Below are 19,206 nucleotides of genomic sequence, written 5' to 3' on the forward strand. Positions count from 1 at the left end.
GCCAAGCCCTGCAAGTAAAGCTGGCATGGAGGCACTAGCTACAGCACCAATAGCAGCTATTTTTGTTCCTGTTGAATTAGCTTTGTCAGCAACATTATCGAGCACTCGGCTAGCATTGTCGTTCGCTTTAACGATGATGTCTATTATTGAAGCCATTACCTAGCACCTCCTCCTAGTTTTTGCTTAGCCTGTTGACGTTTCGCTTTTCGTGACTCTTTAGCTTCAAACTCACTGATGGTATTGTGAACAATGAGAAGTTCCTGCATAATCTTGTTCTCTTGTCGATCAATCTCGTCGGGTAACTTTTTGAAGATCTTTCCTATTTCGTAATACAAAAGAGAACGAGGAGGATTGGCAACAGACTTGCCTTCTAACATTCTTTTTGTTGCCTGCTCTATTGCTTTTTTTCTTTTTCTGTTACCCCGTTATCAATTTTCGTGTGTACAGCTTGAATAATTTCCCCTACAAAGTCTGGATCTAATTCGTTATCAAACGTATCTAACATAATTGGTAACTTCTCCCCAACATCGTTAGTTAGCTCCCAATCAGTAATTGAGTGGACTACTTGAAGTGTCATTGCAAGTGATACATCGTTTTTAATTGGACGTCCCATTTTGTCAAAAGTAGTAGCTTGTTCAGCGATTTTACGAGACTCACCATAACTCAACTTTTTATAGTGAATTTTCACTCCATGTAATGTTACAAGTTCTTCTTCTTTCTTACGTAGCCAAGGTTTAGAGTTTGTCATTATAGTTTCCTACTTTCCTATCGTTTTATTTTGAAAGGGGACTAAGACCCTCAGTTTATTAAGCGAATAAGTTGTTAATTACGTCTTTAGCAACTACTGAGATATCAGTGAATACTGCTTCAAGTTCTTGTTCTGTTACGTCCTCAGCGCCAGCACCAATAGCGTTCGTATCATACTTACCACCAGTAAGCGTAATCGTAATTGAGTTCTTTGGCTCGCCAACATCTTGAAGTTTCAACTCAACCGCAATATCCGCACCTCTTTGGAATAAATCCCAGTGTGTTTTATCTAAGTAATCCATTGTCATTGAGAGAGCAAGATCAAGTGAGCCTTCTTGAACCTTCCCAGCTGTGTCTTTACCGTTGACATAAAAGCGACGTTCTAAATTGTTACTAATCTCAAGTTCGAACTCAGAGATATTCGATACAGTGGCGTTGTTCACTTTCACAGTGCCCTCATAGAACATGTAATAGTTATTCAACTCAGCTGTAACTGCTGACGCTGTGCCAGTCGTATCAACGTTTAAGAAAAGCATATCCCCTTCGATCTCAACCGCTTCCTCAGCTGTTGCTGTAAGAGTTAACGTATCAACTTTGCCACCAAGATAGTTGCGCAATAGCGAGCCACTTGCAATATTATGTTGGAAAGTGAAGCTTGGAAGAACTTCTCCTTTGCCTACTGGAGTAAGTGTATGTGTATAACCCGCTGTAGCATCTCCTGTTTTTACTTCTTTACCAAGAGCCATCAAGATTGGCCGAGCGTTTTGTAGTACGCCTCCAAAGCTTGCATCGAACTCTTTAGCTTTTGTACGTAATTTCATTGGAGACCGCTGTCCGAGACCTTTACGTTGATCAACATTAAAATTCTCTTCTGGCTCAAAACTTTCAAGAATCGTAAGCCATGAGAAAGCAGTTACTTTTGTACCTGCTGTAGTTTCCTTACCAACTACAACTGTGTGGTCAAATCCGTGTGCCATTATTCACCAACCTCCTTTACTTCCTCAAATCCGACGGCTTTAAGGTCTTTTATAAGTTGTTTTTCTTTCTTGTCTACCTCAATGGTTTCCCCAGCTTTGACTAGTTGATCAAAAGGTTGAATTATTTTGAGGTCAAAATTGAAAGGATTTTTGAGCTTCATGTTATACCTCCTTTGGTATTGGTTTTGAGCGGATCAAAACTGGAAGTCTTGCACCTTGTAGAAAATTAGCCTCCCCAGTTTCAACTTGTCCAAATTCGGCCTCATCGTCTATGGAAAGATACGCAACAGTACCACCAAGAGTTTTATCACTCTCGATGATTTTCTCTACAACGTTCAAGAGCTCGATACACTCTTCCTCAGCATCCTCAGCATCAAGTATGTTTGAATACACCCAAACCAATATAGTAAACTCCACCTCTGAAACTCCAAGTCCCTTTTTGACTTTTCTGCGTTTCTGTAGCTCAAAAGCAAGAGCTGGAAAGAATGCTATATTTTGATAGTGTACTTTGTGTACGTCTGCTTTGATTGACTGAGTAGTAAGACCAGCAACTAATTGGTCATATAATGCATTTTTGATAGTTAGGTATAGACCCATTAGTCTACCAACTCCTCTATATAATCCTGAAAGATACGCTTAATCATGGATTCATCTTGCGTATCAAAGTATAAAAATTTACGAGCTGGCACATAGCCAAACTTTGTGCGGCCTCCAAAGTTATGAAGTTTCGCTTTTGGTAAAGCTGTTCCAAAATACATTTCCAGTTTATCAATGCGTTTGATAGCTCCACCTGTTACGCTCATTTTTAACTGTCCTGTATCATTCAGTGGTTTTCCACCTGCTCGGTTTGGATGCCATTTGATAGTGTTCTCGCTTAGTGGAACCCAAGGTGCTGCTCTAAAACGATTCCCAACAGAGCGCTCCATATAGGTAGCCGAGCGAGTCATTGGCGTCCTCAAATCTTTTAAACGATTGCCTATATTTCTGAGGCGCAAATCAGTTCCGTTAGGTCTTACAGTTACCCTGTAGTCTACTCCTGGCATAACCTACCACTCCGTATCCAAGTTAAATATAGGATCTCTGTTGTTTGTAGTAGCAAAGCCAGAGTGTTTTCCGTTTAAAAGCGGTACTCCAATGTCCATGTCACCAGCAATAATTTCAGTAATTGTATTCTTAATTTCAACAAACTTGTTAGCAACCTTCTCGTCTAAGTTTGGTTTCTGAGAAGAATACAACCATTTTCCCAAGTAGTAACCAGCTAAATCGGTAGCTAGTTCCTTAATCATTGGTGGTACTGGGTTGAATGGAACAGCATACAAACTTCCTAGTCTAGCATCAAGGTAAATAGTAGCTTTCTCACAAAAGACCTGTATTTCTGAGTCAGTGATATTTGGAGATAAATCCCTTACAGTCGTTCTAATGTTTGTAGGCGTTGTGTATGCCATTCTGTCAACCTCCCTTATTTATCTTCTTTCTTTGGATCTGTACTTTTCTTTGCATTGCTACGAGTTTCTTTTACTTCTTCGGCATAACCATGCTCGATTAAGTGATTACCTACTGCCTCATCAACTTCCAAGGTTTCACCTACTGGTCGCTGATACTCAAGTACATGCTCAACTAACGTTTTGACTTTCATCGTATTGCCTCCATATCAAAAATTAAGGGAGACTCACACAATATGTATGAACCTCCCCTGGTATTGCTGTTCTATTCTTATTTAACAGTTTTAAGTAAGAAGATTGCTTTAGGATCTGTTACGTACGCTTGAGTAAAACGAGTAGCTCGTGCAACAGTTCTCATATTTTTCTCCTCGTTATACGTACCAGTTCGTAACCCTTCAGCGTCAGCAATATCACCGATGATTTTCTTCTGAAGGACTACAACATCTCCATCCTTGAAGTTGTCATCTTGAATAATGGAAAGACCCATAAAGTCGCCAATATATCCACGCAATAAAGCTACGTCAGTGTTGTTTACACGTAATGCATCACGAATACCTTTATTTTTCAATAATGTAGCTCCAACTTTTGGATGAACAACAGCTGTGTCAGCCGAATAACCAAAGTCAGCAATTGCTGTTTTTGCATCAACAAGCTCGTTAATCACATTGGTTTCGTTTGCTGCCCAGCCCCCTGAAGTCGAACCTTGAATACCATTTCCGATAGTATACTTGTTAGTTGCTACATCGTAACCCATTGTATCAACCATTTTCTTGACATTAAGAGCTAATTTGCGAATAGCACGTTCAAAAACACCATCAGAACCCCATTTTTGCATTTCGTAAGTTAATACAGCTTCAAGACCATATTTTTTAATCATTGCTGTCTTTTCCTCTTCGTTCAATCCAATACGTTGGAAAGTAGAGCCTTCCCCTACTTCTGGTACTCCGTCATAAGCTTGACGATCTTTTGAGTCCTTATCGGCATCCTGTAAATATTTAATTGCTAAAGCATCCACTGTGGAAGCTGTAAACAATTGATCAGCTACAAATTGATGTCCAATAAGTCCCCTAACACGTTTATCAATAAATTCTTTCTTTAAAAGTGGATGTTGTCCTAACATAATATCAGCCATTTATATGACCCCCTTGGTTATAAAATTATTAGCCTAACGCTACAATAAATTTGTTTCCGGAAGTAGCCCCTGTAAGTGCTGTGCCAACTACTTGTTTTTCCTCATCCGCAACATAAGTAGCTGTAGCTACTTGCTTTACTGCTGCACCATTTGCACCAGCTTTAACTTTGTCACCTGCTACAATAGTTCCACCTGCTATTACGTAAAGTAACCCCTTGAAAGCAATTGAAACGGAATCTCCTTTGTCACCTTGGTATCCTACATTGACACCATCAATTGCAACAGTTCCAGAGTATACTACTCCAAAAACTTTCTTCGAATCAGCGCTGGCACGTTGCACCTCAAAATCCCCTGTAATCTCAACTAACTCGCCAACCTTAACAGTTTGACCAGCTTTTACTTTGAAAGTGAAAATACCATCTTCAGGAATATTTAATTCAACTCTATTTCTCATAGTTTCGGACCTCCCTTTTTATAGTTTTATAAATCTTTGCCGAATTTAGCTTCGTGTTCTTCATAGAATTTATCAAATTCTTTTTGCTCTTGAGTTCGTTTATCTTGATCTCCTTCTCCAGCAACTGCCCCTTGTTCTTGGAAGTCGATTTGTGTAGCATTTTTCATAAACTCATCAAACATTTGAGTTTGTTCTTCAGAAAATGAAGATAATAAATTTTTTAATGAAACAGCTTGAGCTGGTACAATTTTGCTCTCTTCTTGGAATTTCTCTATTTTTGAATCCATTTTCCCTTCTGAGAATGATTGATTTTGAGCTTGTAATTGTTTCATTTGTTCTTCTAACTGTTTATATTGTTCTTGCAACTGTTTGAAATTTTGCGGTTGCTGATTGTTTTGTCCTGGCATTGTTTCAGCCTCCTTAGTCTCATCAATTTCCGAAATATAACCATTTTCACTGAATAAACGAGCTGACTTTACTTGAGGAAACGCAACTAAAGAGACCTCTCTTAATTTATGAGGCCTAATCGTGTCATCCTCTTCGTTGTACTGAATGTAAAATGAGATAGAAAGTTTTTTCATTAATCCTTTTTCGATACGTTCTTTTGTGGATTCGTCAATAATACGAACTTTACCTAATAATTTATCGCCTTCCACACTTACTTCTTCAAGATATCCAACAGTGTCACGGACACTATTAGAGTGATCAAGTTGAATTGGGATTTCTTCGGTAACATCAAAGTTATTAGCTAGTGTATTTAAGTCTTCCACAGTGTACGCAGTTCCTCGATGAATACCAGTAGAGAACAATTCAGCTTCTTTGATGAGATCTTCTCCTTCGCCACCTTCTGAAAATGACTTTGTAAGTTTCCCTTCATAAAACAAATTTTTAACTTTACTCATCTTTCTCACCTCCTAATGTATTTTTGAGGAGCAAAGAGGTACTGGAACCATCTAATTAAATACGCCCCAGGTATAATGACCTCATCGACGCAGTGGAGATAATCACAATTGGAGCGTATTATCAGGCAACACAAATAACCCACTCTCATATTGAGGTGAGCTTTATTCTGGTCTTGGCCTAACAAGTGGTTCCCGATTTATACCATTTAGTAACCTCGGTAATGGGGCTGTAAAATCGAAACCTTTTTCTGGCTTCATAGAGATATCAAAGTTATCTTCCCACTCCTCAAATTTTGATACAGGTAGCCAAGTAGCACGACACTTAAAATGATTAGGTGGCGTATACTCGGCAATTACTGAAGCGTTCCCGATTGAAATAATCATTCCGTCAAGGTGTCTACAGATTTTAGTTGTTCGACCATCCACAATAGAATCATATTGTAAGGCAACTACGAACCCTTTATTTTCCGGTGACATATAACGCGCAAGTCTTCCTGCGTTGTACATCTTACCGTTTTCCGTCCTGGCTATTGTTTCAGCGTGATGTTGGCTTAGCCATCTCTCAGAACATTCCCTAATGAGCTGAATAAGCTCTTTTAGTGCTGTTCCGGAAGTTAACCCTTGCATGAATACTTCTCGGATAGCATTGAGCACTGTAGCTTCAGTAATAGCTGTGATTTCAAGTGAATAATTTTCCAAAAACACTTGAGCTTCTGGAGGAAATACAACCTCATAAGCGTAATGGCCTGTTATTTGTTCGAAAATATCTTCTGAAAAGGAATATAACTTCTGTATTTTCTCCAATTCAGAATGTGCTCGTAAAACTCCAGCTTCCACAGATGATTTTATTAATTTAGTCATTAACTTTTTGTATTCCTTATGAGATGGCATCTGTAGAGTTGCTAAAAGACCTTCAACCTCATTGAAATCACCTTGTTGATGAGCCTTTTGAAGCTCTGGAATCAACTTTTTAGTCCGCTCCATAAGTTGCTCGTGACGTTTTTTGTTTAGCTTCTGAGATTCAGTAAGGAAGGCTGATTCAATTTCTTCCATATCTTTGAGAATTAACTTTGTGTTAAGCCTTTTTCGTCTCTCGCCATATGTTACATGCTTCCTTGGAAACATCTCAGAAGCTTTTACTTTCCCTCTGTATCTTTTGCTCCTGGATCTTCTTTTTTCTTATCCTCTTTTGCTTTATGTAACGCACTTTGTAAAGTTTTATTTTCTTGAATCTCTCTTTTCGCTTCTTCACTTATTGCTGGCATCCCAAGTTCTTCACGAATCCAGTCCTCAGATGGTGCAACTACTTCTTTGTCAATCATCATTTGGAACACACGAGCCATTTTCTCGGTATCCTTATCAGCCAATGGTCTGAATTGAAAAGAAGGATATCGTTTTACGTTAGGAAAATTCAAATCTATCAACGGTCTTATAATCTCTTCTTCAATTAATGACTTTACATCCCTCTGAAGTGACTCCAGACGAATCATAAAGATATCAAATTGGTTACCCGATAAAGCATAGCTGCCAGATTGTCCACGAGAAAGCCCCAATAACATTGGTGGAATTAACATAGACTCCATAATTTTACGATCATGATGCTCGATATAACCGATAAAATCGGCATTGCTCATCTGTACAGCCTTGATAGAGTCGCCTCCAGAGATAGCTAGACCAGTCATTCCATTAATACTTCTCAGTATTTTTTCCATTTTCCCTACGTCTTTTGCATCTTGTACATTACCAACCAACAGAGGTGTACCATAACGCTCGTAAGCTATGTTTGCAAAGCGATATAACTTGTCCTTGATGAGCCAATGTTTATAAGCTGTTCTCAACATGGAGTTTCCATACAAGTTGCCAAACTTTTTATCGTAAGCATACCAACATACCTTGTTTGCTGGTATTTTAATTTCTTTTGTACCAATGGATTGCTTAATGTATTCGATATCCCCGAAGCCATTTGTTTTCATACTAACCTTGTAAGGGTCTAATGTTTTTAACTTTTTTAGTCTAATCTGACCGTTTTGATACGCAAATACCTTTTCAGTACAACTATATCCATAATCAATAGCTGAGAGTATTTCCCTGATATAATCTTCCATATTACCTTGTATAGATTCAAAGTTTTCAAGTATAAACTCAGCATACTTACGAGTTTCTTCATCATCTCCAGTAACAGTAAATCCTTTTGCTGTACTAGAAAGTTTAATCATTTCAGATCCAGCTTTAACTTGCCCATCTGTCAACATTCTGTCGTAAACCTCAAGCCCAAAATCAGAAGGATTAAAGTCGGTTTGATTATCTCTTTCATACGTATCATCTTTATAAAGACCAATCTCTCGTGCTAACTCTAAAAGTTCCTTTTCTTGCTTCTTTTGAGCATAATTCCAAGGCATTTTGTCGCGTAGACCTGTAAAAAGTCCCATTTTCCCACCCCCTTACTACAGAAATAATTACCATTGTGGTAAGTCGTCATTGTCTCCAAAGAGATGATCTAATGTATCCTCTCTTTCTACTACAGCCCACTCAAAACGGTTCGAAAGCTCATATATTGCTTCGCGAACATAATTCAAGCTGTGGAAGGCATCGTCTGGTGTTCTGTGGTCGTAGCGTTTCGTCCCCGTTGAAGTAGTGGACTCAGTGAATATCTTTTCAATGGCTGTATAATGATCAAAAAAGAACTCGACTTTATCCGGTTCTTTGTAAGGAATAACTATTTGTTGTTTATGAAACATGTCAATAAGCTTATCCATTGAAAAAGTACGATCCACTTGTAATGTAGAATCATTAAATCCTTTGTATTCGCGTTTTCGTGGGTCGTTAGCATACGTTACGTAGCGACAGCTGATAGCATTTCGCCCATAGATACCATATAGTTTCTGAGACTCATAGCTACCATAACCAATGTCACCCACGATTTTTTCAACATTGAAGCGCCCTTGTAGCTTACACAAATGTTCAATAAGTTGATCATGGTGATTACGCTTATCGTTTTTATCCGGAAGCCAACTTTCTAAATAAACAATATAAATTTTCCCGTTATAACTGTGACCAATCGTTATGATTGTTTTGGATTTCTCTCCACTACCATAGTCAATACCCATTACTGTTTGGAATTCAGATTGCTTCTTCAAAGTTAGCGTTTTATCCGTACAAGCAAGTACATCCTCGAGTGTAATTGGTTGTTCCTCACCAGAATAAAACTCACCAAGTACCTCATTGTGGAATGTCATAGAATCCATCGTAAGGAAGTCACGCCAAATTTGATTAGCGCTAATCCAGGTCATGTTGAGCTGATTAAACAAATAGCCGCTATACATTTTGTTAGCTGGTTTAGTTGCAACCCAATGGCCATTTTCTCGGTCTAACTCTTCTTTACATTTCAAACAACCGAAATACCTACGCTCTGTTTCTTCTCCCTCATCTTGAACCATGATATTTTTCATCGTCATGAATTGATTATGTCCACAGTTGCAGCAGACGACGTTCCATTTCTTTTGGTCCGACTGTCCCCAAAGTGTTCTGTCATAATAAGAACCTTTTTGTTTAGGTGTGCCAGTATAGAAGCACTTCCCATTTAATTCTGTCTTAGGGTCCTTCATTTCCGAGTGAGAAACGGATTTTTCAATTGATTCGATGGCCGTCTGCGTAATATCCTGGACCTCATCAAAAAATACCATATCTCCTGGGATACCACGTAATGCATCACCATCAGCCCATGCACTACCAAAATAGTAAACTGTAGAGTTAAGCAATCGTATACGAGTTTTGGCATCTCCTTTTGGGTCCACCATTCCCTCAAGTATTCCTTGATTGCTCGCTTTAATAGAAGCCCTAAATCGGTCATTCACAAAACGTGTCGTTTGTTCTTGCCGTGGGGCTGTGTAAGTGATTGTTGTATAGGCTCGCTGATATCCTGAGTATTTCATCACGCGGTCAACTGTCTCCGATTTCTCTACTTGGCGACCCGCAACGATAACAATACGAGGGTGCTTATCCCGATACACATCATGTAAATGTCCTCTATGAGCAAAACGAAACGGCTTACCTTTTACAGTTCCAGTTGTTTCAGTAAATCCTATAGGGTCTTTCATTACATTCCGCATATGTTTTAATTGTTTGGCTGTGAGGTCATTCATCTGAACCACCTCATTTCTAAAAATTCACAGCAAATTTTATTGACCTTTTAATTCTTCATCATGTACTGTTAAATCAACACATCCATTTAAGGAGTTAAAAACATGCTATCTTCACTGAAAAACTGGATAAGAAAAGAATCCGATAGGTATCAGGCTATAAAAGAAGCAAACCAAAAAAGATTCCAGAATAAACTAGATAAAAAAGCTGGATTTTCTAATGCCATGCTTAACCCTTTATACAACGGAACAGAGATTATTATGAAAAATGGTTCAATTCTACAAATGGAAGCAATCGAAATTGTATTCATCGATACGAATACAATCAAAGTTACAAAGGGCCGCAAACATAAGACACTTTTAGGGACTAAAAAATATTCTTCAACTACCAAGCGTAAAACATTTAGGAAGAATGGACAGGATCACTTTGTAGATCAAATTGCATCCATTAGAAAATATTCTCCAAAAGAGCAACCAAAGTATATCGTGAATCCTAGCCTTCTCTAACATGTAGAAGCTTCCGAATTTTCTAAAGGAAAAATTTTTTTTAGTAAATTTATAGTTTCGAAAAATGTCACCATGCGAGCGGAAAAGCCCCCCTACCCTCATAATATTAGCGATAAATGTAGTAATGACGGGGCTTCGAGAGGTAAGAACACCACGATGTATAGGATTTGTATACAGTAACTAAAATGACTTCCGATAACTCTCGTTATGTAAACTATCAATCTCCCTCAAGCACTGATATATCAACGTTCTTAATACATACACAAAAAGTAGGTAGTGTATAAGTATACATCGTTGATATAACAACATTCTTGAAATCTCCTCGAAAGCCTATTTACTAACGTTTCCCATCATTTATACATGTTTTTATGCATTTGTTTTATGACTCATCACCCATATCGAATAACATGTTAAGGTTGATTCCTTTATCATTATCTTTGTGCTCTTTACTTACATTAAACTTACGATCAAATCCAAGTGCCTGCATGTATCGTAAAAACTTCGTGTCATAGTCATTGTAGCTGTTGCTTTCGTCTACTTGTTCACCAGCTTCAGCTATCTCCTTACGTTGATTGAGTATGAAGTTACGCAATGCTCGGTCTAATAACATAAGGTTTGCCAGGTCTAGTTCATAGTTAGCTTCATAGCTTTCCATCATAGAACCATAAAACACCCTCTCTTCGTCAGTCATAACAAAGCGCGCATATAAACCGTATATCATATTGGCCTGTGGAGATAAGTTAGCTAACGCCCTCTCCTTACCCTCTACCGTAACAGGTCCAGTACACAGTCCTCCATGTCCAGCGCATCTAGCCGAGCCTTCTACAGGAGGTTTCGTACATATCTTTCCGGTTGATTTGTTTATAGCGCCGCATATAACCTTCACATCTTGGAGTTGCTTTCTTAGAAACTCAGCTTTCTTTTTACGGGCCGTATCATAAGACATGTCGTTAATCTCATTAGCAACCGCAAGAGCATCGTTCTTTAGTTTTTGAATAAGCATTTTCTCGTGTTTTTTCATGAGAATCACCTCCTCAAATTTCATTTCTGTATTTCCTTATTAGATGGTCAAGCGCATCGATGGGAGGGTAAATTAATCCCTTCCACACTCGCATATCCACCCCTTCGCTCTATAGCAAGCATGAGCGCATTTCCAGTGAAATGTATGGTTTCGTATCAGACTGGATTTTATCGGCTGTTACATGTAAAATTCCAACTGTTTAGTTGTTATCAAATACAACCGAAACAACATACTTTGCATTTAACATCGCCATAATTTCCCCGTTATCATCTTTGATATCTATAACGATATCTGTAGTGAATAATTTATTGCCAAGTTGTCTATATAAAGCTAATAAAGATGGGCCCTTCATAACATGAACATCACCATTAACAGTTTTTAATACAGCTCTCTTCATACTTTCACCCCTAATCCTTATTAATCAAAATAATCGCAGGACCACTAACGACAAATCCACCGACTTCAATTTTTTTCGTAAGGCTCAACAGAAATGGTTGAAATACCTTCACGTTTCTCCAGTTCATCACTTAGATCTTTGGTTGATATGTCTTTTAGATTCACTTGTAAACCTCCTACTTCAGTCTTCCACAATTCAATAAATAATCCGGTACGTGATATTTTATTATCCACACATAAACAAAAGAGCAACCGTGCATCATCAGTTGCCCTTTCGTCAATTCTTTATGTTATTACTATAAACCCTTTTTGCAATAGTTAACATGAACTGAAGTGAACTTAATACTTTGTTAACCTAACTTTTGAGCATATTCAATCATACGCTTTATTTGCGAGTGTTTATTATAGATATAACGTGGACTGTAGTCTAACTCTTCAGCAAGCTTTTCCAATGTCTTGCCCTCCACATACTTACCATACATAATTTTATGTTCCAAACCGTGGAATGTACTAATTACCTTTTTGAAATCAAACATGTCATTCATCTTATGAGCTAAATCATATTCCCGTACAGCAATACGATCTTCAAGTTTTGCTCCTTCTGACTCAGCGGTTAATCGTACCTCTCGCAAATCACCACTGACCCATCGTTTTAGTTCTCGCTTGCTTCGGTATAAGTCACTTTCCAAATAGATAATTTCATCTTCTAACTTTCGATAATCTTTTAACCAGTCTAACACTTGATGATTCACCTACTTTCTTTATAAGCGTGTAGAATTCGTTTTAAGAGGTTTTACAACTTTAGATACCTATGGTATTCAAAAGAAATTCAAACGCCTATTCCCCCTGTTTTATGACGTCGTTTTTACTAAGAAATGAAAATCCCTTAGAGCCTGTTTATAGTCTTATAAATATGTTAGGATGTATGCAAAAACAGGAGATGAGTGTATGTCTTATCCAAGTGATATCAGCCGTGAAAAATTCGAGATCATTCGTGAGGAACTAGAAACGTTTAGCAAACGCACAAGTCCGCGAAAGTATGACCTTTATGATGTGTTCAATGCACTACTCTATGTTCTGAGTACAGGCTGCCAGTGGCGTGCTTTACCAAAAGATTATCCCAAATGGCAAAATGTTTACCGCTACTATGCAAAATGGAGTAAATCCAATGCCGAAGGTAGTAGTCTATTAGAGACCTTATTAAAAAAATTGTTGGGCAAATAAGGGAAGCAGTGAATCGCCCCAAAAGCTCTAGCTTTAATATTGTCGATGCCCAAAGTGTTAAGAATGCAGATACGGCTGAACAAAAAGGTTATGATGGTGGTAAGAAAGTTTCTGGTATTAAACGACATATCAGTGTAGATATTCTTGGATTTCCCCATGCAATCCATGTTACCACTGCCAATGTCACAGATCGAAAAGGCGCACTCGAAATGTACGAGCAATATCCTGAATTGAAAGAAACCATAGAAGCCATCCTCACGGATGGTGGGTACACAGGAGAAAAGTTTCAAAAAGAAATTCAAAAGCTATTGAATGCTGAAGTACAAGTTGCCAAGCGGTCCGAATTGCATCAATTTCAAGTGATCCCTAAAAGATGGATCGTAGAGCGCTCATTTGCTTGGTTAGAAAAATACAGACGTTTGTTCAAAAATGTAGAGAGAAAACTAGAAACAAGTAAACAAATGGTTGTCCTAGGATTTCTCGCTATTTTAATAAAAAGATAAGACTATAAACAGGCTCTTACACACTTTCAATGATTTTGTCAATTAACTCATTTAATTCACTTTCTGTTTCCATATCTGCCGTATTGTCCGCAATCTCTTGCAATTTTGTAGATAGTACTAATAGAAAATCTGTGGATGCTCTCACTTTTTATCCCTCCTGCATAAAATTCTACGTTTGATTCATACTATCTATGAGCCAATATGGCTGAACTTCCTAAGTTGAAATCGTTAGTAAAACTCTCCTCTTACCTTGGGCCACAGAGAGCAGTTAGCTTATGCTAGCTGTTTTTTGTATTGTAAAACTTCTATCACTCATTCCCTATTCGCCCTCCTTTCCTTTCTATATATATCTTCTAATTGATTCAACGAAAGTTCATATAACTGTAGCCCTTCTGGTGTTTTAAAATATCCCATTTGAATTAACTCAGATTGGTAGAACTCCTTTTGAATTTCAATCGCTTTATTTATTTGATGAATAGAAACTGTTTCAATCATATAAACCCTCTTTTCAGTAGCTCACGAGCCATATATAAGAAATGGTGATAAATATAGTTTCCGGTAGTAGCAGGTGCAAGAAACACAGTAGAAAATCCATATCGTACTTCGAACGTTTTCAGACTACCTAACAACGATTCGGGTTTGTATCTACTTCTGTACTCACCCTTCAATATTTTTTGATAGCCTTCCAAATCTTCCACGATAAGAACAAATGGGTGTTTAGAAGCACGTATTAATTCATTTTCAAATCTGGTACGGTCTTTAATGGACTCCACAAGTTCATCTACACCGTTTTTCCGTTCTAATCCGGCACTTAAATAAACATCACGTGTAACTCCCATTGCTGGATTACTTGGAATCATTGCTGAATAATCAGCTGTTTTCATTGTCTGTATTTTGAAAGGTACTTTCTTTTTACGAAAATACTCCAGTACATGTTGATTCTTTTGTTCCCGCGTGTCTACGATAATTTCAAGTGTATGGAGAATCTTCTTTAATTCCGACTCTGAGTAGCGATAATGAATGGCACTCATATAAATTGCTCCATTAACTCTGGATTTTCAAATCTATTTCCAATTACTTCAACATCATAACCCTCCATAAAAAATCTTTCAGTGGGTATGTTCTCTGATCACCCAGATGTCCAGTTACACAAAAACAACCATCATCAAAGGTTACTTCGGCAATATTTTTAACATTTCCACTACAAATATGAAGGATATCCGCCTCATAGACTTCCTTATCGTCCTTGTCTGTTAATCCCGTATATTGCATCACCACTACTAATTTATGTTCAACATGTCCCCTGAAAAATTGTTTTATAGTGTCCCAACCATACATTTGCTCAACACCTAAATCCCATGCTCGAAACTTACTCTCTCTCATATTCAATCTCCTATCACAGTTAATTTTCCCCAAAAAGAACGTCCATTTTCACTGTCCCGACGATTTTTAGCCTTTCGGGTTACAAAAAAGGTTACAACGCCTACTTCTAATTTGTTATCCTTCTCGCCCTTACTCTCCCAAGGGCTTTAGCTTTCAAAGGTGTTAAAAGGTTACAAGAGGTTACAAGCAATTCCACTAACTTGTAACCCTCTTCATCCTTACTCTCCCAAGGGATTGAGGCTCATCGATTACAAAAGTTACAGCTTTTCCGAAAAAAAAAAACACTATATATAATGTAAGAAAAACTTTTTAATGATAAAACATTTTCCATACGTATATATGTATTATACTTGTAACTTTTGTAACCCTTACCCTTCTATACCTTGTGGCTCTAGGGATGAATGAGGTTACAAGCTTGTATTTTCCCTTGTAACCTTTGTAACCCCATTACTTCAAAACCATTGATATGACTGCATTTATGAAGGTTACAAGTTGTTATCCTTGAACATATTTTCCCGGTATTTCTTCAAAATCAAACCCTAATTTTTTTACATAATCCATATTAACAGGTATCGCCCGATACGTTTTTCCCTTTTGTTTAATCGCAACATAATCTACATATGTTCCTTTCTCTTTCTTCCCTACCGTTATCCCACGCTTTAACCACTCTCGACGGGTCGGTTTCTCTTCTACACCTAAGAATCGAGAGATGAAGGCTGGCATGAAATATAGCTGATCTTTTTTATAAATAGCCTTATTCAGCGTTGGTTCCCACGTGTAAAAGATATCCTGTCTACTACTATCCAAATCAGTAAGGATTTCCTCTAAAAACTGCATCGGCTTGTCTATTGCTTTATTTTCCTTGACGATTTCATCAAACAAATCAGATATTGCTTGTAAATCCACATCCAGTCGTAGTTTTTCCTTCAATATGCTCCCAGTGAAGTGAACGGCTGCATAGTATCCCGCAAGTCTCGTTAGCACTTCATTCCCTTTTGCTTTCTCTACATAATATTTCCTGAATGTAGGGTACTCCGAGAGCAAGGTCTTCTTATTTGCGAGCCATACTTGCAAGAATGCAATCCCAATCGCTCCATAATTTTTTTCCATCCCTTCATGAAGGCTCATAATATTTCCGTGATTCTTCCCAAGCGGTTCATCAATAAGAGGAATAATACGAGCAGCCGCTCCCCCTTGATTCTTCGCATATTCATTTAAAGATACTTCACCTGTGCTGAGGAGAATGTTGTGCCACGTGAATTCCCTCTGACTTCCTTTTAGAGAACCACGCCCCTTGGAGCGCCCTCCGCTAAATTGATAAATGATATCTTTTAATATGCGTTCATTGGCCTTTCGTGTGTCATCTAGCAGTAAAGGGAAACTATTTAAATAAGCCGCTTTTCTTTCAATCGATACTTTTGTGGCATTCCATTCGCTCATCAACCTTTCATTTCCCCATACACTGGCAGCCGCTTTGAGTGTCGTCGTTTTCCCTTGTGAGGTTGTACCACTTAAATCAACAATGAAGGGCTGTAGACGCAAGTCTTGAATAATAACACTCGCAAAACTAGCAAGTATGAAAAAGACTGCCTTCGGATTCTGTTTGATACGTGCAAACACTTCTTGTTTCCAACTTTCGCCGGTCCCTTTCACTTCAAATGCTTCCAATAGTTGTTTCTCACCATAATCAATCGCCATGATTTCAACATCTTTTGTTACAGATGGATGAATAAAACTATCCTTGACATGTCCTAAACGTTCTACTGCTCGATATTGGCCTATATCATTCATCACTAAATACTGGTCAAAGTACGTAATGATTTGTTTCACATTATTATCATGAACAGAAAAGCCCCTATCGCTTAATTCTAATAATTCTTTCCTAATCGCAATCGTGGAAGCTGGTATGACTTCTTTCACGGCCCCGTTTTGTTCCTTCCATTCGATTTCATACAACACTTGTGAACGTTCTATGTTATGAAATTCCTTGGTTATATAGGGCGTTTTACGCGAAACGAGTTTCGTGATTACATTTCCATCCTTATCCTCTTTTTCCTCAAAAAGTGTAGCATTTGTCCCTACTTTAAACGGCTTCGGAATCACTGTATTTTTGCTACTACCTTTCACATAGGATTCAGGGGTTTTTATATCATTAGGCGCCGTATTTCCCCCCTCACTGACCTTTCTATAAGCAGATTCCACTTTCTCCTGTACGGTTTGGAAAGGGAAGTCTTTCTTGTGCGGTACAAAATATTGATAAGCGAGTTGTAAGCTTCCTAATACATCTTGCTTACTCACACCACATGTCAATAACCTTCTCGCCATATCATAAAAATCACCGTCACGCGATCCGCTTCCTTCATACGGATATGCCATTGGTGAAGGGGTTTTCGCACCATTCCAAGCCTTATATAAAAAAGAGGGCAGTTCATCCACTCCTTTTAAGCTTTGCGTAACCAAATAACGCCCCTCTGTATTTTCAGTTGGAAAAACAATATAACCTTTCTCCGCAGCCCGTGTATCCTGTGTAAGCCCTAATCGATTCACATACTTTTGGTATTGCCCTTGTGCACGTGACTGTTCTGTTTCACTACAAAAAATAAACTGCCAACCATTTGGTGTTTGCATGGCATGATGATGAATGTGCTCCCCGTCTAGAAGCTCACGTAATAAGGCACATTCTGTTTTATCATCGATATCAACGACAACTCTTCCTTCTGGAATTCTAACGCCAATCCATCCACCTTTTTGTATCCATGCGTGAATTTGTTCGTCTTGTAATGTTCCTGTTGTTTGCCACTTTCCCACTGCACATTTCGCTTTTTGATACTCTCTATTTCCATTTGCATATCCAATTAACTGAATAATTTTTGCATGCGGAAGTACTTCCTGGATGCGTTTTGTATAACTTGGCATTTTATGCGGCACATTCTCACCCTCCCACACTGATTACATAACAGGCTAGAGAGAGAACCACATGGACTCTCTCCTACCTGCATTCGATTTATTCTCAAAACGGCACGTCTGAATCGGAGACCTGGATACTTTGAGGTGGTACAACTTCTGACGGTTTAAATCCAGTTACCTGCGGGTACTTTTTCCCGTTATATTCTCTTTCTCCCACTACTACTCTAAGGTGCTTATTCAAGAGCGTATCTGCCCATTCTTTATACGACTTAAATCCCATACCAGTTGGGAATCCCGCTGCCTCCGACGCTGCATGCAATCTCCACATAGAATTCTCCGTTACAACGAAGTTATCAAAACGTATTTGTTGCCCTTGATGCGGTTGTGCTACATCACTGCGAATCTCGTAATCAACGATAATGCGTGGGTTCCCATTTTGTGATGTTGTCTGGTCATATTTCACCACTGTTACCTCATATTCACCTGGTTTCACTTCTTCAAATCTTTTTGCTTTTGTATGATCTACTGTAAACATTCTTTATTCCTCCCGATTGATAAAAGTTTGTAATCTTTCTAACGCTGTTTGTGCTAACTTCATCGTAAAGTCTTCTAATTTTCGATTTGCCTTTAGCTCAAATTCTTGTATCTTCATTTGTGCCTCTGTATGTGCATTTGCAATGTCTATAACTTGCTGAATAAGGCTTGTCCGCCTTGCTTCTTCCTCTGCTTTCACATCAATTCCTAGCTCGAGCCATTGATATAGTTTACGCCCTACATCCGCTGTAATCTTCTGTGGATTACCCTCGAACAGTTGCGTATTATCCTTGGATGTATCCGCCACATGGTCGATATCAATAACAAAATTCAACATAAATTCATATTCCATCTCGTCTTTCTGAACAGGCTTCGTTCCGACCTTACGTGGTGCCATCTTCCCATTGGAATCCGATTCCACGACGTATTCTGTTTTAGTTCGAAGGGTAGCCAGAATATGAACGTCATTCTGCGTGAGAGTTTTAATCAGCTTCGTTGTTTCAAAAGCTAATTTCCCCCAATTTTGAAAGGAGTTACCCGACATATTTCCATGCGTTTCTACAATACCACCCTCTCCTTGCCAATTGTGAGAAAGAGAATCGATAATAAGTACTTCAGCACCAGCTTGCTTCATCACTTGCACAGCTACGTTGTATCGTTCAGTTGTGTACGGTGGAGTGAAATTGATATGAAGGAAACTTCCTATTTTCACTTCTCCATACACAAGACCTACATGAAGTTTTGAACGTTCATGTTCTGTATCAATAACCCCAATCTTCTTCCACAGTTCTTCTTCTGATAAATCAGGATAAGCTTCTTGCATCATTCCAAAAGCCGTAAGTAATGCACTACCTGTTTTCCCTGATCCACTACAACCAATAAACCCAATCACAGCTTTCATCTTCTCACGTTGCGCCTGTGTGACCTGAAACATCGAA

At 38.4% G+C, this 19,206-nt stretch carries 26 protein-coding genes and 1 pseudogene; 2 read left to right on the forward strand and 25 right to left on the reverse strand.

The window, feature by feature from the left end; all coding sequences use genetic code 11:
* Positions 1-155: 155 nt before the first annotated feature.
* From ACP6L7_RS22015 to ACP6L7_RS22080, 14 genes are all read right to left on the reverse strand, one after another.
* Positions 156-377 (reverse strand): hypothetical protein, encoded by a 222-nt coding sequence (locus ACP6L7_RS22015; RefSeq protein ID WP_430529395.1) that lies wholly within the window; start codon positions 375-377, stop codon positions 156-158.
* Between the two features lie 17 nt (positions 378-394).
* Positions 395-748 carry a hypothetical protein gene (locus tag ACP6L7_RS22020; protein ID WP_430529396.1) on the reverse strand — a complete coding sequence of 118 codons (354 nt, stop codon included), beginning with the start codon at positions 746-748 and terminating at the stop codon, positions 395-397.
* A gap of 58 nt (positions 749-806) precedes the next feature.
* Entirely contained in the window at positions 807-1,724 is a 918-nt protein-coding gene (locus ACP6L7_RS22025) for a phage tail tube protein (RefSeq protein ID WP_430529397.1), read from the reverse strand.
* Entirely contained in the window at positions 1,724-1,885 is a 162-nt protein-coding gene (locus ACP6L7_RS22030) for a hypothetical protein (protein ID WP_430529398.1), read from the reverse strand. Before ACP6L7_RS22030 ends, ACP6L7_RS22025 begins: the two co-directional genes overlap by 1 nt.
* A 1-nt stretch (position 1,886) precedes the next feature.
* Positions 1,887-2,321 (reverse strand): hypothetical protein, encoded by a 435-nt coding sequence (locus ACP6L7_RS22035; RefSeq protein WP_430529399.1) that lies wholly within the window; start codon positions 2,319-2,321, stop codon positions 1,887-1,889.
* Positions 2,321-2,767 carry a phage virion morphogenesis family protein gene (locus ACP6L7_RS22040; protein ID WP_430529400.1) on the reverse strand — a complete coding sequence of 149 codons (447 nt, stop codon included), beginning with the start codon at positions 2,765-2,767 and terminating at the stop codon, positions 2,321-2,323. Before ACP6L7_RS22040 ends, ACP6L7_RS22035 begins: the two co-directional genes overlap by 1 nt.
* Before the next feature lie 3 nt (positions 2,768-2,770).
* Positions 2,771-3,169 carry a phage protein Gp36 family protein gene (locus ACP6L7_RS22045; RefSeq protein WP_430529401.1) on the reverse strand — a complete coding sequence of 133 codons (399 nt, stop codon included), beginning with the start codon at positions 3,167-3,169 and terminating at the stop codon, positions 2,771-2,773.
* A 14-nt stretch (positions 3,170-3,183) separates the two neighbouring features.
* Entirely contained in the window at positions 3,184-3,360 is a 177-nt protein-coding gene (locus ACP6L7_RS22050; RefSeq protein ID WP_430529402.1) for a hypothetical protein, read from the reverse strand.
* Between the two features lie 77 nt (positions 3,361-3,437).
* Positions 3,438-4,298 carry a phage major capsid protein gene (locus tag ACP6L7_RS22055; protein ID WP_430529403.1) on the reverse strand — a complete coding sequence of 287 codons (861 nt, stop codon included), beginning with the start codon at positions 4,296-4,298 and terminating at the stop codon, positions 3,438-3,440.
* Positions 4,299-4,326: 28 nt separating this feature from the next.
* A complete protein-coding gene (locus ACP6L7_RS22060) occupies positions 4,327-4,752 on the reverse strand; it encodes a hypothetical protein (RefSeq protein WP_430529404.1) in 426 nt (141 codons plus the stop codon).
* A 26-nt stretch (positions 4,753-4,778) separates the two neighbouring features.
* A complete protein-coding gene (locus ACP6L7_RS22065; RefSeq protein ID WP_430529405.1) occupies positions 4,779-5,654 on the reverse strand; it encodes an HK97 family phage prohead protease in 876 nt (291 codons plus the stop codon).
* Between the two features lie 162 nt (positions 5,655-5,816).
* A complete protein-coding gene (locus ACP6L7_RS22070) occupies positions 5,817-6,779 on the reverse strand; it encodes a phage head morphogenesis protein (RefSeq protein ID WP_430529406.1) in 963 nt (320 codons plus the stop codon).
* A gap of 11 nt (positions 6,780-6,790) precedes the next feature.
* Positions 6,791-8,083, reverse strand: a complete 1,293-nt coding sequence (locus ACP6L7_RS22075; protein WP_430529407.1) for a phage portal protein family protein — start codon at positions 8,081-8,083, stop codon at positions 6,791-6,793.
* A gap of 27 nt (positions 8,084-8,110) precedes the next feature.
* Positions 8,111-9,796, reverse strand: coding sequence for a phage terminase large subunit family protein (locus tag ACP6L7_RS22080; RefSeq protein WP_430529408.1), 1,686 nt, complete (start codon positions 9,794-9,796; stop codon positions 8,111-8,113).
* A 102-nt stretch (positions 9,797-9,898) separates the two neighbouring features.
* Here ACP6L7_RS22080 and ACP6L7_RS22085 point away from each other — a divergent pair, with 102 nt between their 5' ends.
* The gene (locus ACP6L7_RS22085) at positions 9,899-10,300 is read left to right on the forward strand and encodes a hypothetical protein (RefSeq protein ID WP_430529409.1); all 402 of its coding nucleotides are present in this window, start codon (positions 9,899-9,901) and stop codon (positions 10,298-10,300) included.
* Between the two features lie 379 nt (positions 10,301-10,679).
* Here the strand turns inward: ACP6L7_RS22085 and ACP6L7_RS22090 are convergent, their stop codons facing one another.
* The 4 genes and pseudogenes from ACP6L7_RS22090 to ACP6L7_RS22105 form a co-directional block, all read right to left on the reverse strand.
* Positions 10,680-11,321, reverse strand: a complete 642-nt coding sequence (locus ACP6L7_RS22090) for an HGGxSTG domain-containing protein (protein ID WP_430529410.1) — start codon at positions 11,319-11,321, stop codon at positions 10,680-10,682.
* A 199-nt stretch (positions 11,322-11,520) separates the two neighbouring features.
* Positions 11,521-11,718, reverse strand: a complete 198-nt coding sequence (locus tag ACP6L7_RS22095; protein ID WP_430529411.1) for a hypothetical protein — start codon at positions 11,716-11,718, stop codon at positions 11,521-11,523.
* 10 nt (positions 11,719-11,728) lie between these two features.
* Positions 11,729-11,882, reverse strand: a pseudogene (locus ACP6L7_RS22100) (BC1881 family protein).
* A gap of 185 nt (positions 11,883-12,067) precedes the next feature.
* Entirely contained in the window at positions 12,068-12,457 is a 390-nt protein-coding gene (locus ACP6L7_RS22105; protein WP_430529425.1) for a hypothetical protein, read from the reverse strand.
* A gap of 208 nt (positions 12,458-12,665) precedes the next feature.
* Here ACP6L7_RS22105 and ACP6L7_RS22110 point away from each other — a divergent pair.
* Positions 12,666-13,444 (forward strand): IS5 family transposase gene (locus tag ACP6L7_RS22110; protein WP_430528891.1). Its coding sequence is split into 2 segments (ribosomal slippage): positions 12,666-12,927 and positions 12,927-13,444, totalling 780 coding nucleotides; the frame shifts between segments, so codons are not numbered across the junction.
* Between the two features lie 16 nt (positions 13,445-13,460).
* Here ACP6L7_RS22110 and ACP6L7_RS22115 read toward each other — a convergent pair.
* The 7 genes from ACP6L7_RS22115 to ACP6L7_RS22145 form a co-directional block, all read right to left on the reverse strand.
* Positions 13,461-13,589, reverse strand: coding sequence for a hypothetical protein (locus ACP6L7_RS22115; protein WP_430529426.1), 129 nt, complete (start codon positions 13,587-13,589; stop codon positions 13,461-13,463).
* Positions 13,590-13,756: 167 nt separating this feature from the next.
* A complete protein-coding gene (gene fbpA / locus ACP6L7_RS22120; RefSeq protein WP_430529427.1) occupies positions 13,757-13,939 on the reverse strand; it encodes a Fur-regulated basic protein FbpA in 183 nt (60 codons plus the stop codon).
* Positions 13,936-14,475, reverse strand: coding sequence for an ERCC4 domain-containing protein (locus ACP6L7_RS22125; RefSeq protein WP_430529428.1), 540 nt, complete (start codon positions 14,473-14,475; stop codon positions 13,936-13,938). The genes fbpA and ACP6L7_RS22125 overlap by 4 nt, the downstream gene beginning before the upstream one ends.
* A gap of 43 nt (positions 14,476-14,518) precedes the next feature.
* A complete protein-coding gene (locus ACP6L7_RS22130) occupies positions 14,519-14,827 on the reverse strand; it encodes a YopX family protein (protein ID WP_430529429.1) in 309 nt (102 codons plus the stop codon).
* 495 nt (positions 14,828-15,322) lie between these two features.
* On the reverse strand, positions 15,323-17,743 hold the full coding sequence (locus ACP6L7_RS22135; protein ID WP_430529645.1) for a DUF927 domain-containing protein: 2,421 nt from the start codon (positions 17,741-17,743) through the stop codon (positions 15,323-15,325).
* Between the two features lie 94 nt (positions 17,744-17,837).
* Complete coding sequence (locus tag ACP6L7_RS22140; RefSeq protein WP_430529430.1) at positions 17,838-18,269, reverse strand: DUF669 domain-containing protein; 432 nt, start codon at positions 18,267-18,269, stop codon at positions 17,838-17,840.
* 3 nt (positions 18,270-18,272) lie between these two features.
* Positions 18,273-19,202 carry a DEAD/DEAH box helicase family protein gene (locus ACP6L7_RS22145; protein ID WP_430529431.1) on the reverse strand — a complete coding sequence of 310 codons (930 nt, stop codon included), beginning with the start codon at positions 19,200-19,202 and terminating at the stop codon, positions 18,273-18,275.
* Positions 19,203-19,206 lie beyond the last annotated feature (4 nt).

Source organism: Bacillus silvicola (assembly GCF_050524305.1).
Lineage (GTDB): Bacteria > Bacillota > Bacilli > Bacillales > Bacillaceae_G > Bacillus_A > Bacillus_A cereus_AT.